General features: G+C 60.7%; 17 protein-coding genes and 1 other RNA gene. 8 read left to right on the forward strand and 10 right to left on the reverse strand.

From position 1 onward, the window contains the following. Positions 1-68 precede the first annotated feature (68 nt). The 7 genes from ACP7A2_RS22235 to ACP7A2_RS22265 form a co-directional block, all read right to left on the reverse strand. Positions 69-1,685, reverse strand: coding sequence for an ABC transporter permease (locus ACP7A2_RS22235; RefSeq protein WP_426135969.1), 1,617 nt, complete (start codon positions 1,683-1,685; stop codon positions 69-71). A gap of 150 nt (positions 1,686-1,835) precedes the next feature. Continuing rightward, positions 1,836-2,840 (reverse strand): extracellular solute-binding protein, encoded by a 1,005-nt coding sequence (locus tag ACP7A2_RS22240; protein ID WP_426135970.1) that lies wholly within the window; start codon positions 2,838-2,840, stop codon positions 1,836-1,838. A gap of 222 nt (positions 2,841-3,062) precedes the next feature. Next, complete coding sequence (locus tag ACP7A2_RS22245; protein WP_426135981.1) at positions 3,063-4,280, reverse strand: 2-octaprenyl-3-methyl-6-methoxy-1,4-benzoquinol hydroxylase; 1,218 nt, start codon at positions 4,278-4,280, stop codon at positions 3,063-3,065. 9 nt (positions 4,281-4,289) lie between these two features. Further along, positions 4,290-4,775, reverse strand: a complete 486-nt coding sequence (locus ACP7A2_RS22250; RefSeq protein ID WP_426135971.1) for a DUF4442 domain-containing protein — start codon at positions 4,773-4,775, stop codon at positions 4,290-4,292. Then, entirely contained in the window at positions 4,768-5,955 is a 1,188-nt protein-coding gene (gene ubiH / locus ACP7A2_RS22255; protein ID WP_348061238.1) for a 2-octaprenyl-6-methoxyphenyl hydroxylase, read from the reverse strand. Before ubiH ends, ACP7A2_RS22250 begins: the two co-directional genes overlap by 8 nt. Continuing rightward, positions 5,952-7,274: a Xaa-Pro aminopeptidase gene (gene pepP / locus ACP7A2_RS22260; RefSeq protein WP_426135972.1), complete on the reverse strand. Its 1,323-nt coding sequence runs from the start codon at positions 7,272-7,274 to the stop codon at positions 5,952-5,954. Before pepP ends, ubiH begins: the two co-directional genes overlap by 4 nt. Positions 7,275-7,294: 20 nt before the next feature. Next, complete coding sequence (locus ACP7A2_RS22265) at positions 7,295-7,852, reverse strand: YecA family protein (protein WP_426135973.1); 558 nt, start codon at positions 7,850-7,852, stop codon at positions 7,295-7,297. 138 nt (positions 7,853-7,990) lie between these two features. Here ACP7A2_RS22265 and ACP7A2_RS22270 point away from each other — a divergent pair, with 138 nt between their 5' ends. From ACP7A2_RS22270 to ACP7A2_RS22285, 4 genes are all read left to right on the forward strand, one after another. Next, the gene (locus ACP7A2_RS22270) at positions 7,991-8,200 is read left to right on the forward strand and encodes a TIGR02449 family protein (protein WP_003177365.1); all 210 of its coding nucleotides are present in this window, start codon (positions 7,991-7,993) and stop codon (positions 8,198-8,200) included. Next, a complete protein-coding gene (locus ACP7A2_RS22275; protein WP_426135974.1) occupies positions 8,197-8,514 on the forward strand; it encodes a cell division protein ZapA in 318 nt (105 codons plus the stop codon). Before ACP7A2_RS22270 ends, ACP7A2_RS22275 begins: the two co-directional genes overlap by 4 nt. 30 nt (positions 8,515-8,544) lie before the next feature. Further along, a non-coding RNA gene (ssrS, locus tag ACP7A2_RS22280) (6S RNA) lies at positions 8,545-8,723 on the forward strand. A gap of 56 nt (positions 8,724-8,779) precedes the next feature. Continuing rightward, positions 8,780-9,409: a 5-formyltetrahydrofolate cyclo-ligase gene (locus tag ACP7A2_RS22285; protein ID WP_426135975.1), complete on the forward strand. Its 630-nt coding sequence runs from the start codon at positions 8,780-8,782 to the stop codon at positions 9,407-9,409. Between the two features lie 7 nt (positions 9,410-9,416). Here ACP7A2_RS22285 and ACP7A2_RS22290 read toward each other — a convergent pair whose 3' ends face one another. After that, positions 9,417-9,566 carry a hypothetical protein gene (locus ACP7A2_RS22290; RefSeq protein WP_010207387.1) on the reverse strand — a complete coding sequence of 50 codons (150 nt, stop codon included), beginning with the start codon at positions 9,564-9,566 and terminating at the stop codon, positions 9,417-9,419. A gap of 194 nt (positions 9,567-9,760) precedes the next feature. On the opposite strand from ACP7A2_RS22290, the gene ACP7A2_RS22295 reads away from it, so the two are divergent. Beyond that, positions 9,761-10,210 (forward strand): EVE domain-containing protein, encoded by a 450-nt coding sequence (locus ACP7A2_RS22295; protein ID WP_426135976.1) that lies wholly within the window; start codon positions 9,761-9,763, stop codon positions 10,208-10,210. 5 nt (positions 10,211-10,215) lie between these two features. On the opposite strand, the gene ACP7A2_RS22300 is transcribed toward ACP7A2_RS22295, so the two are convergent. After that, positions 10,216-10,623, reverse strand: a complete 408-nt coding sequence (locus tag ACP7A2_RS22300) for a flagellar basal body-associated protein FliL (protein ID WP_426135977.1) — start codon at positions 10,621-10,623, stop codon at positions 10,216-10,218. A gap of 150 nt (positions 10,624-10,773) precedes the next feature. Between ACP7A2_RS22300 and ACP7A2_RS22305 the strand changes: the two genes are divergently transcribed. Together ACP7A2_RS22305 and glpT are read left to right on the forward strand one after the other, a co-directional pair. Then, positions 10,774-11,751, forward strand: coding sequence for an NADPH:quinone oxidoreductase family protein (locus ACP7A2_RS22305; protein ID WP_426135978.1), 978 nt, complete (start codon positions 10,774-10,776; stop codon positions 11,749-11,751). A gap of 273 nt (positions 11,752-12,024) precedes the next feature. Then, a complete protein-coding gene (glpT, locus tag ACP7A2_RS22310) occupies positions 12,025-13,362 on the forward strand; it encodes a glycerol-3-phosphate transporter (protein ID WP_375069151.1) in 1,338 nt (445 codons plus the stop codon). Here glpT and ACP7A2_RS22315 read toward each other — a convergent pair. Continuing rightward, on the reverse strand, positions 13,346-14,011 hold the full coding sequence (locus ACP7A2_RS22315) for a gamma-glutamylcyclotransferase (protein ID WP_426135979.1): 666 nt from the start codon (positions 14,009-14,011) through the stop codon (positions 13,346-13,348). The two genes, glpT and ACP7A2_RS22315, sit on opposite strands and share 17 nt — an antisense overlap. Positions 14,012-14,230: 219 nt before the next feature. On the opposite strand from ACP7A2_RS22315, the gene ACP7A2_RS22320 reads away from it, so the two are divergent. Then, on the forward strand, positions 14,231-14,713 hold the full coding sequence (locus ACP7A2_RS22320; protein WP_348062460.1) for a sn-glycerol-3-phosphate transporter: 483 nt from the start codon (positions 14,231-14,233) through the stop codon (positions 14,711-14,713). Positions 14,714-15,062 lie beyond the last annotated feature (349 nt).

The following is a 15,062-nucleotide window of genomic DNA, read 5'->3' on the forward strand; positions in this document are numbered from 1 at the left end:
CGACCCGCTCCGAAAGACGAAGCGCACCGAATGCCGCGCATTGTAGCCGCAAGCCGTAGGACTGGCACCTAAGCGATTGGTCGCGCGGAGCGTCGAATCAACCCGATCACTGGCAACAGGCCGACCAGTACCAGGGTCAGCGCCGGCAAAGACGCACGCGCCCACTCGCCTTCACTGGTCATTTCAAAGATGCGTACCGCCAGGGTGTCCCAGCCAAATGGGCGCATCAGCAAGGTCGCGGGCATTTCCTTGAGCACATCGACAAACACCAGCAGCGCCGCGCTCAGGGTGCCCGGCAACAACAATGGCAGATACACTTTGCAAAACAGTCGCGGCCCGCTCACTCCCAGGCTGCGCGCCGCTTCCGGCAACGATGGGCGGATTCGCGCCAGGCTGTTTTCCAGCGGCCCATAGGCCACCGCCAGAAAGCGCACCAGATAGGCCAGCACCAGTGCCGACAGGCTGCCCAACAGCAACGGTTTACCTGCGCCGCCCAGCAAGCCTGACAGCGGCACCACCAGTTCACGGTCGAGATAACTGAATGCCAGCATGATCGACACCGCCAACACCGAGCCCGGCAAGGCATAGCCGACATTGGCCAGGCTGATGCCCGAGCGAATCGCCCGGGTCGGCGCCAGGCGGTTGGCGAAGGCCAGTATCAGCGCCACGCTGACCGTGATCAGCGCCGTGATACCGCCCAGATAGAGGGTGTGGACGATCAGGCCGGCGTAGCGCTCATCCAGATCGAACCGACCGCGCTGCCAAAACCAAACGACCAACTGCAGCATCGGAATCACAAAGGCGCAGGCGAATACCAAACCACACCAGCCACTGGCTGCCGCCGCCTTGAACCCACGCAGGTGATAAAGTGCCTTGCCCCGTGGCCGCTCATTGCTTGGGCGACTGGCACCGCGGGCGCGCCGCTCGCCGTAGAGCACCAGCATCACCACCAGCAGCAACAGGCTGGCCAACTGCGCAGCGCTCGACAGGCTGAAGAAACCGTACCAGGTCTTGTAGATGGCGGTGGTGAAGGTGTCGAAGTTGAACACCGAGACTGCGCCGAAATCGGCCAGGGTTTCCATCAAGGCCAGCGCCACGCCGGCGCCAATTGCGGGGCGCGCCATGGGCAGCGCCACACGCCAGAACGCTTGCCAGGGCGATTGGCCGAGTACCCGCGCCGCTTCCATCAGGCCTTTGCCCTGCGCCAGAAACGCGGTGCGCGCCAGCAGGTAAACGTAGGGATAGAACACCAGCACCAACACAATCACTACGCCAGCGGTGGAACGTACGCGAGGCAAACGCAGCCCTGTACCGAACCACTCACGCAGCAGGGTCTGCACCGGGCCTGCAAAGTCCAGCAGGCCGACAAACACAAAAGCCAGCACGTAGGCCGGGATAGCGAAGGGCAGCATCAATGCCCAGTCGAGCCAGCGCCGGCCAGGGAATTCGCAGAGGCTGGTCAGCCAGGCCAGGCTTACGCCCAACACCGTCACACCCACACCGACGCCAAGCACCAGCGTCAGGGTATTGCCCAACAGACGCGGCATCTGGGTTTCCCAGAGGTGCGACCAGATTTGCGCGTCGATGCTTTGCCAGGACAGTAGCAGCACGCTCAGCGGAAGCAGCACCAGGGCGGCGACGGTGAAGACCGGCAGGTACCAGCGGCGTTGGGCGGGGTGGGCCAATGTTGTTTCTCAGTGAATAAGTATCTTGAAGTTGCCATAAATCAAGGTGGGAGCTGGCTTGCCTGCGATGGCATCAGCTCGGTGTATCAGTCATACCGAGGTGATGCCATCGCAGGCAAGCCAGCTCCCACATTGGTGTTTGCTGTGCTTTTAGTTCCAGCCGGCGCGATCCATCAGGCGAATGGCTTCTGCCTGGCGCTTGCCCGCCACTTCCACCGGCAAGGTATCCGCCACAAACTTGCCCCAGGTCGCGACTTCAGCCGACGGTGGTACCGCCGGGTTGGCCGGGAACTCCTGATTCACATCAGCAAAGATCTTCTGCGCCTCAGGCGTGGTCATCCACTCCACCAATGCTTTGGCGGCTTCCGGGTGCGGTGCATATTTGGTCAGGCCGATGCCCGACAGGTTCACGTGCACGCCACGGTCGCCCTGGTTCGGCCAGAACAGCTTAACTGCCAGGTCCGGCTTCTGCTTGTGCAGGCGGCCGTAATAGTAGGTGTTGACGATGCCCACGTCGCACTGCCCGGCATTGATGGCCTCGATAACCGCGATGTCATCGGAGAACACGTCGGTAGACAGGTTATTGACCCAGCCCTTAACGATTTCTTCGGTTTTGGCCGCGCCATGGGTTTCGATCAGGGTGGCTGTCAGCGATTGGTTGTAGACTTTTTTCGCCGTGCGCAGGCACAGGCGGCCTTCCCATTGTTTGTCGGCCAGGGCTTCGTAAGTGGTCAGGTCACCCGGTTTCACGCGGTCGGTGGAATAGGCGATGGTTCGTGCGCGCAGGCTCAAGCCGGTCCAGGCATGTTTCGAGGAGCGGTATTGCAGGGGAATGTTCTTGTTGATCACCTCGGAGGTGAACGGTTGCAGGATGCCCATTTGCTCGGCCTGCCAGAGGTTGCCGGCGTCGACGGTCAGCAGCAGGTCAGCAGTGGCGTTTTCGCCCTCGGCCTTGATGCGCTGCATCAGAGGGGCTTCCTTGTCGGTGATGAACTTCACCTGCACGCCGGTCTTTTTGGTGTAGGCGTCGAACACCGGCTTGATCAGTTCGTCGATGCGCGAGGAGTAGACCACGACCTCGTCGGCCGCCTGCACGGTGGTGGTGCCGATAAGGGTGAGTGCCAGGGCAGTCAGGAGGCGCTTGGGTGCCAACATGGGTGCGGTCTCTCATTCGCAAAAAGTAGGCAAATGATAAGGACTCACATTTGGTGGCGCTTGGTGGAGGCGTTACCAGATGTTGCACATCAGCTTTGCAGCTAAAGAACTTCCCCTGTGGGAGCGGGCTTGCTCGCGAAAGCGATCGATCAGCAATACATGTACCGACTGACACTGCGCTTTCGCGAGCAAGCCCGCTCCCACAGGGTTAGGTGACTCAATTTAAGGTTTGGCCAGTTCGGGGAGGTCGCCGGTAAGGCCCAGGGCTTGGCGCACGAATACGGCCTTGGCTTCGGGCATCTGGTTGACCAGCTTCAACCCGGCGTTGCGCAGCCAGCGCAGTGGCAGTTGATCGGCCTGGAACAGCCGCTCGAAACCTTCCATTGCAGCCATCAACGCCAGGTTGTGCGGCATGCGCCGACGCTCGTAACGGCTCAACACTTTCACATCCGCCAAGCGCTCGCCCCGCTCGTTTGCAGACAACAGCACGTCGGCCAGTGTGGCCGCATCGAGAAAGCCCAAATTCACGCCCTGCCCCGCCAACGGGTGGATCACGTGAGCTGCGTCGCCGATCAACGCCAGGCCCTCGGCCACGTAGCGTTTGGCGTGGCGCTGACGCAACGGCACGCAAACGCGAGGGTCGGCGCTGACCACGGTGCCAAGGCGCCCTTCAAAGGCGCGCTCCAGTTCACGGCAGAACGTGTCATCGTCCAGCGCCATCAGGCGGGCGGACTCAGCGGGCGTGGTCGACCACACGATCGAACACCAATCCTCCTGCCCGTCCCGCACCAACGGCAGAAACGCCAGCGGGCCGGTGTCGGTAAACCGTTGCCACGCCGTGCGCTGGTGCGGCTGGCTGCTGCGCACGCTGGTAACAATGGCGTTATGCAGGTAATCCCATTCGCGGGTGGCGGTGCCGGTCAGGCGGCGTACGGCAGAATGTGCACCATCGGCGGCGACCACCAGCGGCGCGCGCAGTTTGCGCCCATCCGCCAGGGTCAGCAGCCAATCGTCGCCGGAGCGGCGCATCTGTTCCAGACGCGCGTTGGCCAACAGGCCCAAATCGCAGTCGTGCAGGCGATCCAGCAAGGCATCCTGAACCACACGGTTTTCGACGATATGCCCGAGCACTTCAGCGTGCACACTGGCCGCCGAAAAGTGGATCTGGCCGGTGCCGCTGCCGTCCCACACCTGCATCTCGCCGTACGGGCTGGCCCGCCGTTCGAGGATGCCATCCCATACGCCGAGGCGCTCAAGAATGCGCTGACTGGCCGTCGACAAGGCGCTCACGCGGGGTTCGAACGCCGCATCACGGTCGAACGGCTTGACGCTTAGCGGGCTGCCGTCGAGCAGCAGCACCTGCAGGCCACTGCCCTGCAATGCCAGCGCCAAGGCGCTTCCGACCATTCCGGCCCCGACAATCAGCACATCTGCGCGCATGTCCATGCTTTAAGCCTGCTTTGCTGGCGGCTTGCGCCGCACGTAAAGGGTTTTGTCGACACGCGCCACCAGAGTGCCGGAGCCGTCATGAATCTCGACCTTCAGCTGGGGCAAGTACTTCTCGCCCCCTTCGGTCTGGCGACGCACCTCATCGAGCAAGGCGTCGTCGATGGAAAATTCGGCGTACACCGGGCCTTTGCCCGGCGAGATGAAGTCAATGCTCGCGGCCTTGTCCCACACGATGTAGTCGCGGCCCAGGTTCTCCATCAGCATCAGCATGTAGAACGGGTCGACCATCGAATACAAGCTGCCGCCGAACTGCGTGCCGACGTAATTGCGGTTGTACCAGCCCAGGCCCATGCGCACTTTGACGTGACGAAAGTCGGCGCTCATCTGTTGCACGCTGATACCTGCGCCCAGGTACGGCGGGTAGAGGGTCATGATCCAGCGCAACAGCCGCGCCTTGCCCAGCCGCTGGATCAGCCACTTACCCATCGGAGCGCGTACCCAGGCCCATGGCCTGACGAGCAAACCAGCGTTTGGCCGGTGGCAGTAAATCCAGGCCCAGCAGCCCCATGTTGCGGCCCAGCGCGACCAATGGTTGAGCGCTGCCAAACAGGCGCGTCACTTGGTCGGAGAAGCCCACGGTCAATTTTTGATCCAGACGCTGACGCTCGCGGTAGCGCTGCAGGGTCGCCAGGTCGCCCGGGGTTTGCGGCCCGGCCAGCAAGGCTTCGGCCAAGGCGTTCGCATCGCGCAGGGACAGGTTGAACCCCTGCCCGGCAATCGGGTGCAAGCTGTGGGCGGCGTTGCCGAGGACGACCAGGTGCGAGCGCACTTGCTCTTCGGCCTCCACCAGCGTCAGCGGATACAAATGCCGGGCGCCGACTTGCTTCAAGGTGCCCAGGCGATAGCCGAACACGCCCTGCAATTCGCTGAGAAAGCTGCGCTCATCGAGATTGGCCAGGCGCTGGGCGTCCATGCCGATGCGCGTCCACACCAGCGCGCAGCGGTTGTCCGGCAGCGGCAGCAACGCCATCGGGCCTTCATCGGTGAAGCGCTCGAACGCTTCGCCGTTATGGGACTCGCTCGGGGTGATGTTGGCGATCAGCGCGCTCTGGTTGTACGGCCGGGTTTTCACGCCAATGCCCAGTTGCTCGCGCAAGCTGGAGCGGCCGCCGTCGGCGAGCACCGCCAGATCACACTCCAGAACCGTTTCATCATTGAGCGTCAGGCGATAGCCGTCAGGCAGCGGCTCCATGCGCGTGACTTCCGCCGGGCAGCGCCAGCTCACCACGTCTTTGTCCAGGCCTTGCCACAGGCATTGGCCGAGCCAGGCATTTTCCACGACATAACCCAGCGCGGGCACGCCCTCTTCCATCGCCGACAATCGCGCGGTGGAGAAGCGCCCACGGTCTGACACGTGAATCTGTTTGATCGGCTCGGCGCGGCGGGCAATGTGCTGCCACACACCCAAACGCTGATAAATCTGACGCGCGCCAAACGACAGCGCCGAGGAACGTGCGTCGTAGCTGGGCTGGTAGCTGTCGCCCGGAGCGAACGGCTCGATCAGCACGATTTTCCAGCCGCGCGCCTTGGCCCCGGCCTGCAACGCCAGTGCCAGGCTGGCGCCTACCAGGCCGCCGCCGATAATGGCCAGGTTGACCCGGCTCATCGGGCCGCCGCCATCAGCGCTTCGATGTCAGCGACGGTCTTGGGCACGCCGCTGGTCAGGATTTCACAGCCTTTTTTGGTCACTACCACGTCGTCCTCGATGCGTACGCCAATGCCACGCCATTTCTTTGCCACGTTCTGGTTGTCCGGTGAGATGTAGATACCCGGTTCCACGGTCAACGCCATGCCGACTTCCAGCACACGCCATTCACCGCCGACTTTGTACTCGCCCACATCGTGCACATCCATGCCCAGCCAATGACCGGCGCGGTGCATATAAAAGGCGCGGTAGGCTTCTTTGGCAATCAACTCGTCGACGTCACCCTGCAACAGCCCCAGCTTGACCAGCCCCGCGGTGATGACCTGCACCGTGGCCTCATGGGCCTGATTCCAATGCTTGTTTGGCGCGATTTCGGCAAACGCGGCTTCCTGGGAGGCCAGCACAATCTCGTAGATAGCCTTCTGTTCCGGCGAAAATTTGCCATTGACAGGCCAGGTGCGGGTGATGTCGCTGGCGTAGCAGTCGATCTCGCAACCGGCGTCGATCAGCACCAGGTCGCCGTCCTTGAGCACGGCGTCATTCTGCTGGTAATGCAGGATGCAGCTGTTGCGCCCGGCGGCAACGATGGAGCCGTAGGCGGGCATTTTCGCGCCGCCTTTGCGGAATTCGTAGTCCAGTTCGGCTTCGAGGCTGAACTCATGCAACCCGGCACGGCTGGTCTGCATGGCCTTCACGTGGGCAGCGCAGGAAATTCGCGCAGCCTCGCGCATCACCTTCACTTCTGCCGCCGATTTATACAGGCGCATGTCGTGAAGCAGATGATCCAGGGCAACAAACTCGTTCGGCGGCTGGGCGCCGAGGTGCGCTTTAGAGCGGATCACGTTGATCCACTCCATCACGTGACGGTCGAATTCGGCGTTGCTGCCCATGGCCGAATACACCCGGTCGCGGCCTTCGATCAGTCCGGGCAGGATGTCGTCGATATCGGTAATGGGAAACGCATCATCGGCGCCAAAGTCGCGGATGGCGCCTTCGGTGCCGGCGCGCAGGCCGTCCCACAATTCGCGTTCGGCATTGCGCTCGCGGCAGAACAGCACGTACTCGCCATGCAGGCGACCGGGCATCAGCACGATCACCGCTTCCGGTTCGGGGAAGCCGCTGAGGTACTGAAAGTCGCTGTCCTGACGGTAGACATGTTCCACATCACGGTTGCGGATCGCCACGGCAGCAGCGGGCAGTATCGCGATGCTGTTGGGTTCCATCTGCGCCATCAGCGCCTTGCGGCGTCGGGTGTATTCCGCTCTGGGGATATGGATCATGGGCAGATGGGTGTCCTTTCTCAGTGCAGCGACGGCTTGGGCGAAGCAGGTTCAGCAGACTTTTTGGTCTCGGTGAACAGCAGCAGCGGCGCGACGCGCAGGTATTCCATGACTTCCATGTAGTCGCCTTCGCCGTCTTCGGACTCTTCCAGAGCGTCTTGCACTTGGGAGATGGCTGCCAGATCCTGCAACACTTCCTTGGCGTCGGTGCTCAGTTCCAGGCCGCCGGCGTTCACGCCGAAACCGTGGAGGAAACCCTGGCACCATTGGCCCAGCGCGGCGGCGCGTTCGGCGAGCGGTGCATCGTCGGTCGGCAACAGCAGGACCACGGTGACGTCATCACCGGTCAGCTCGCCCTTGACCATTTCCTGAAGGCCGATCAGCGCGTTACGCACATTTTCGGTGGGTTCGGTTTCGAGCAGCTCGGCCACATCGGCCAACCAGTTGTCGGCATCAAAGCCAACCCCGGTGCAACTGCGGCCCAGTAGCACGCCGTGCAGTTCAGCAGGCGAGCAAGGGTGACCGCTGGTGCTCAGCAGTTTGGAAAAAGCGTCGTACGGGGAGTTCTGAATAGGCATGGTGAGCTAGGCGCCAGACGGCGCAATGTCTAGAATGGAGCGCTGTATCCTAGCACCGGCAGACGTACCAAGACTATCAAGGGCGTGAGATCGTTTATCCTGCAGTTGCCATTCATCAGACAAATCCAGTGGAACCCAATGGAAGACACCGACCTGCAAGCGCTGATGGCCAGACTCGAACTGCTAATTGATCGGGTCGAGCAACTTAAGAGTCAAAACGGACTCCTATTAGCTCAGGAAAAGACCTGGCGCGAGGAACGCGCGCACCTCATTGAAAAAAACGAAATCGCCCGGCGTAAGGTCGAATCGATGATTTCGCGCCTGAAGGCCCTGGAGCAAGACTCATGAGTTCAAGCAATAGCGTAACCGTGCAGATCCTCGACAAAGAATATTCGATCATCTGCCCCCAGGAAGAGCGCAGCAACCTGGTGAGCGCCGCGCGCTACCTGGACGGCAAGATGCGTGAAATCCGCAGCAGCGGCAAAGTGATCGGCGCCGATCGCATCGCTGTGATGGCCGCGCTGAACATTACTCACGATTTGCTGCATAAGCAGGAACGGCCTGACGTGCAGGCCAGCGGCTCGACGCGTGAGCAGGTACGCGACCTGCTGGACCGCGTGGATCTGGTACTTTCTACCGATCCAGCACCACCCAAGGGCTGATTGCCGCGACTGTTTAAGGTATACTCGCCCCACTCCCTGGCGTGTTTGCCAGTCGGCGATGTCCCTGAGCCGATTCGCACTACCCTGGAAGTTGCACGTTGGGCTGGTGTGCATGTCCGCTAGACGGAAAGCCTTAAAGCCTACTGCATCTTCCACCTTGAACTTTCGGGTTCAAGGGCTAAGTCGACAGCGGCTCTGTCGGGGAGCCTGAATTCAAAAACTCAATGCCAGTCCTAGGACTGGCATTGTTTTATGAGCCGAAACCATGACCGAACCTGCGCCGCTTTCCCGTCCGCACCTTCGACGCATGCTGCGCAAAGCCCGCCGCGAACTCTCGCCGAGCGAGCAACGCAAGGCCGCCCAGGGCCTGTTTCGGCAACTGGCACAGCACCCGCTGTTTCGCCGGGCCAAACATATCTCTTTATACCTGCCGACGGACGGTGAAATCGATCCGCGCTTGCTGCTGCGCGCCGCTCAGCGCCGGGGCAAGGCCACTTACCTGCCGGTACTCAGCGCCTGGCCGCGAACCAAAATGGTGTTCCAGCGCGTGCGGCCTGGGGATAAGTTGTTGCCCAATCGCTTTCGCATTCTTGAACCACGGGTGAACGCCCACCAGCAACGTCAGGTTTGGGCGCTGGATTTGGTGCTACTGCCGTTGGTGGGGTTCGATGATGCGGGCGGACGCCTCGGCATGGGCGGCGGCTTTTATGACCGCAGCCTGGCTTACCTGGCTCGACGCAAAAACTGGCGCAAACCCACGTTGCTGGGTTTGGCACATGAATGTCAGAAGGTCGATCGATTGGCACAGGCAAGCTGGGACGTACCGCTGGCGGGCACTGTCACCGATAAGCAATGGTATGTCGCAGAAACGTCGCCGGAGTCGGCGACGCCTTAAAGAAGCGTTAACGCTTGAACGGTTGCGGCTGCTGTTGAGCCAGTTCAACGGGCGCATCGGTCTTGTTCGACCACAAGCTTTGCGCATACCCGGTGGTCACGACGCCCAGGCCAAACAAAATAACCAAAATCCATAGTAAATCCGGTTTACGTTGCATCGATTGCCCCCCTTCAGGCACCTCGTACACGATGACAACAACGTTCCAAAGTAGTCCGTTGCAACTGCGTCAAGCTTAAAGGCCGGCATTTTGCGGCAACGTGAACCAACACGCAAACCTTGACGCCAACCGACTGTCGGTTTGTCATGGAATTGCCTGACAACTTGCCCAATACCTTTTTCAGGAGCCGAAAAATGGCCTACTGGTTGATGAAATCCGAGCCCGACGAACTCTCGATCAAAGGCCTGGAAAAGCTCGGCGAAGCCCGCTGGGACGGGGTGCGCAACTACCAGGCGCGCAACTTCCTACGGGCCATGGCGGTGAGTGATGAATTTTTCTTCTACCACTCCAGTTGCCCGGAGCCCGGCATTGCCGGCATCGGCAAAATCGTCGAGGCGGCCTACCCGGACCCTACAGCGCTGGAGCCGGAAAGCCACTACTTCGACGCCAAGGCAACCCCGGAGAAAAACCCATGGAGCGCAATCAATGTGGCGCACGTCAAAACCTTTCCAAAGGTGCTCGGCCTTGGCTACTTGAAGCAGCAAACCGCCCTCGCAGAATTACCCCTGGTGCAAAAAGGCAGCCGGCTTTCAGTGATGCCGGTGACCGCCGAACAGTGGGCGGCCATCATTCAGTTGCGCTGAGAGTATTACTGGATGATCAGGTTGTTGAACAACAGGTCTTCAACCATCGGCTTGCCGGTCTCGTCGTTCATCACTTGCTGGGTCTGTTTCAAGGCTTCCTGACGCAGTTTTTCCTTGCCTTCAACCGTGCTCATCGCCTCGGTAGTCTGTTGAGTAAACAGCGCGACCAATTGGTTACGAATCAACGGGTCGTTGGCTTTGACGGCTGCGGCGGCTTCAGGCCCGGTCACGCGCAGGGCGATGTCGGCCTTGAACACTTTGAGCTTCGCCGTGCCGTCCAGGCCATAGTTGCCCACGAACGGCGGCGTCAGGCTGATATAGCTGACCTTCGGCGGCTCGCCTTCTTTGGCTTCTTCGGCCTGGGCGGCCATCGGCAAGGTCAAGGCCAGCATCAACAGAATCCACGCTTTCACAGTTCATTCCTCACATTCGATTGCCCGGTAGCATAACGCTAGCAAGGCTGAGCACAAGCTTATGGCGGCTTATCAGGCCCGGGCATGCTCGTTGACCCACGGGCGTACCCTCCTACACTTATCGGCCACGATGCCAAAAGGAATAGTCCGATGAAAGCTGTGCTGTGCAAAGCCTTCGGCCCCGCCGAAACCCTGGTGCTGGAAGAGATCGAAAGCCCTGCGATCAAGAAGAACGAAATCCTGCTGGACGTGCACGCCGCCGGGGTCAACTTCCCGGATACCCTGATTATCGAGGGCAAATATCAGTTCAAGCCGCCCTTCCCGTTCTCGCCGGGTGGCGAAGCGGCAGGCGTGGTAAGTGAAGTGGGCGAGAAGGTCAGCCACCTCAAAGTCGGCGACCGCGTCATGGCGCTGACCGGCTGGGGCAGTTTTGCCGAGCAAGTCGCGGTGCCGGGCTACAACGTGCTGCCGATCCCGCCAAGCATGGACTTCAACACCGCCGCCGCCTTCAGCATGACCTACGGCACATCGATGCACGCGCTGAAACAACGCGCCCACTTGCAACCCGGCGAAACCCTGCTGGTGCTCGGCGCCTCCGGTGGCGTGGGCCTGGCGGCGGTGGAAATCGGCAAAGCCATGGGCGCCCGCGTGATTGCCGCCGCCAGCAGCGCCGACAAACTCGCCGTGGCGAAAGCAGCCGGTGCCGATGAGTTGATCAACTACAGCGAAGCCAACCTGAAGGATGAGGTCAAGCGCCTGACTGACGGCAACGGCGTGGATGTGATTTACGACCCGGTGGGCGGCGACCTGTTTGACCAAGCCGTGCGCGCCATCGCCTGGAATGGCCGCCTGTTGGTGGTGGGTTTTGCCAGCGGGCGCATTCCCGAGCTGCCGGTGAACCTGGCGCTGCTCAAGGGCGCGTCCGTGGTCGGGGTGTTCTGGGGTTCGTTTGCCCAGCGCCAGCCACAGGACAATGCGGCGAATTTCCAGCAGTTGTTCACTTGGTATGCCGAGGGCAAGCTCAAGCCATTGGTGTCGCAGGTGTACCCACTCGAACAGGCCGCCCAGGCGATCAATGACCTGAGGCAGCGCAAAGCGGTCGGCAAAGTCGTCGTACAAACCCGCTAACCCATTTGCAATGCAATCAATGTGGGAGCTGGCTTGCCTGCGATAGCGGTATCACTGACACACCGCCATCGCAGGCAAGCCAGCTCCCACCTTGGATCCTCAGTGGCCTTAGGCACTGCTCACGACCATGACTTATCCATTCGCGACATGTTCATAAGAGAACATGCAATTGCTCCCAATTCCTGTGTTGGCAGATAAGAGGCGATGCTATTTTCGGTAACGAAACTGTAACATTCGCATCCGCAGTCAAAACAAGAAATTTGGAGCTCTTGAATGTTTGCTTTCTTTCGACCTGCCGCACACCAGGCGCCCCTGCCTGAAGAAAAAATAGACAGTACCTACCGACGGCTGCGCTGGCAGATCTTCGCGGGTATTTTCTTCGGTTACGCCGGGTACTACCTGCTGCGTAAAAACTTCTCGCTGGCCATGCCCTACTTGATCGACGAGGGTTACACCCGTGGTCAGCTGGGCCTGGCGATGTCGGCGATTGCGATTGCCTACGGCCTGTCCAAGTTCCTTATGGGCCTGGTGTCCGACCGCTCCAACCCACGTTACTTCCTGCCCTTCGGCCTGCTGATATCGGCGGGTGTGATGTTCATTTTCGGTTTCGCGCCTTGGGCTACGTCCAGCGTGACCATGATGTTCATTTTGCTGTTCATCAACGGCTGGGCCCAAGGCATGGGCTGGCCGCCAAGTGGGCGGACCATGGTGCACTGGTGGTCGCAGAAAGAACGCGGCGGCGTGGTGTCGGTGTGGAACGTGGCGCACAACGTCGGCGGCGGCTTGATTGGCCCGCTGTTCCTGTTGGGCATGGCCTGGTTCAACGACTGGCACGCAGCCTTCTATGTGCCCGCGACTGTGGCGCTGGCGGTGGCGGCGTTTGCCTTCATCACCATGCGCGACACCCCGCAATCCGTCGGCCTGCCGCCGATCGAGAAGTACAAGAACGATTACCCGGAAGGCTACGACGCCAGCCACGAAGACGAATTCAGCGCCAAGGAAATCTTCGTCAAGTACGTGCTGCGCAACAAAATGCTGTGGTACATCGCGTTCGCCAACGTCTTCGTCTACCTGCTGCGCTACGGCGTGTTGGACTGGGCGCCGACCTACCTCAAGGAAGCCAAACACTTCGACGTGGATAAAACCTCGTGGGCGTACTTCTTCTACGAGTGGGCAGGTATTCCGGGCACGCTGCTGTGCGGCTGGATGTCGGACAAAATCTTCCGGGGCAACCGTGGCCTGACCGGCATCGTGTTCATGGCGCTGGTAACCGTGGCGACGCTGGTTTACTGGCTCAACCCGCCGGGCAACCCAATGGTCGACATGATCGCGCTGTTCTCGATCGGCTTCCTGATCTACGGCCCGGTGATGTTGATCGGCCTGCAGGCGCTGGAACTGGCACCGAAGAAAGCCGCTGGCACCGCTGCGGGTTTCACCGGTTTGTTCGGTTACCTCGGTGGCTCGGTGGCCGCCAGTGCAGCCATGGGCTACACGGTGGACCATTTCGGCTGGGATGGCGGGTTTGTACTGCTGGTAGGCGCGTGCCTGTTGGCGATCGCGTTCCTGATCCCGACGCTGTGGCACACCAACAGCGTCAGCTCCGCGCGTTAACGCCGCCGCAACCCTTTGCACAACGCTTGAGCCGCGCCTCCAGGTTTTTATCTGGCATGGCGTGGCTACGCAGGGCGTTAACGGTCTGCTCGACGTAATCACGCGTCGTGCCGTAACGCCCGCAAGCGCTTTCCAACACATGGTTGAGCACGATGTCGGGCAAGTTGCCGGCATAGCTTGGCAAGTGCCGCTCCAACACAAACCCCAGCGCCTGTACCTGGCTGCCATCTTCGAGACGGCAGTTGAGCCAGTGCGGCCGGTACGAGGGGTAAGGCATCTCGCGTTGCCACAAGGCATAAAGCGAGGCCTCCAACTGATCTTCCGGCAAGCGGTAGGCAAACCCGCTGCAAGAGCCGCCGCGATCCAGACCAAACACCAACCCCGGCAACTCCGGCGTACCGCGATGCTCATGCGACCATAAGTAAAGGCCGCGGTGATAACCGTGGACCCGTGCCCGCACGCGTTCGGTCGAGGAGCATTCGGGGCGCCAGATCAGCGAACCATAAGCGAATAGCCAGACCGGCCCACCCTTATGCCGAGCCATGGTGGCCTGCATCGAGCTCATCAACTGCTCGTGAGTGAGTTGCGGCCCCAGATCAAGCCGCGGAGGGTAAGCCAATTGCATAAGATCGGATTCGATGACGGTCATGGCGAAAAGCGGTGTGCCTCCTTAGTGTTACCAGTTGTAAGAGACTTTACCGTAATAAAACGCGCCGCTGTATAGCACAACGGCCCACTCATCAGGATTGGGTGCAGCAATCCCGGTACTTTCAGCCCCGGTTCAGCCTGGGCGCGTGCCGAGCCGTCAAAATAACGCACGCCACGACCCAACTAGCCGCCTGTCAAACCGACTATCGAGGTCGCACCCATGAAGAAATTTCGACTGCCTGGCCTGTTGTTCCTGGCCCAGGCCACCACCGCACTCGCCGCAGAAACGCCCCCAGCCAATGACGACAAGGGTTTTTGGTACGCGCAGACCAGCGTCTATACCCGGCATTTTTCACCAGACCCGAAACACAACAACCATCAAGACCTGATCGGCCTGGAGCGCAATCAAGCGTCAGGCTTTGTGTATGGCGGGGCGACGTTTCGCAATTCGTTCAGCCAGCGCTCGTACTACGCCTATGCGGGCAAGCGTTATGACATGACCGACTATCCGGTGTACTTGAAGGTAACGGGAGGGGCGATCCAGGGCTATCGCGGCAAGTACCGCGACAAAATCCCGTTGAACCGTTTTGGCGTTGCACCGGTGATTATCCCCTCCGTGGGCACCCACTACGGGCCGGTCGCGGCAGAGCTGGTGTTGCTGGGGTTCAATGCGGCAATGGTGACAACCGGTGTGCGTTTCTAAAAGCGGACACAAACCCTTGTGGGAGCTGGCTTGCCTGCGATGGCGGTGGATCAGTGCAATGTATGCCAGCTGACACACCCCGTCACGGCGGCCCACGGATTCAAGCCGGAGTGCGGGCATGCCGAGCCTAAGCGAGGCACCGAGTGATGGGGCGAGGACCTTTTGGTTACTTTTGGCTGGGCCGGCTTCCGGTCCTTCCAAAAGTGACCCGCTGTAAGAGCCAGCCCTTTCAAGGTCTTTGGAAATCTGTCTGATAGGGCGAACACGATTCCTGTGGCGAGCGGGCTTGCCCCGCGTTGGGTTGCGAAGCGACCCTAAAAGGAGGAGTGCGGTGTGTCAGACACTCTTA

Origin of the sequence: Pseudomonas sp. PWP3-1b2, from assembly GCF_049896045.1 — a bacterium.
Lineage (GTDB): Bacteria > Pseudomonadota > Gammaproteobacteria > Pseudomonadales > Pseudomonadaceae > Aquipseudomonas > Aquipseudomonas antarctica_B.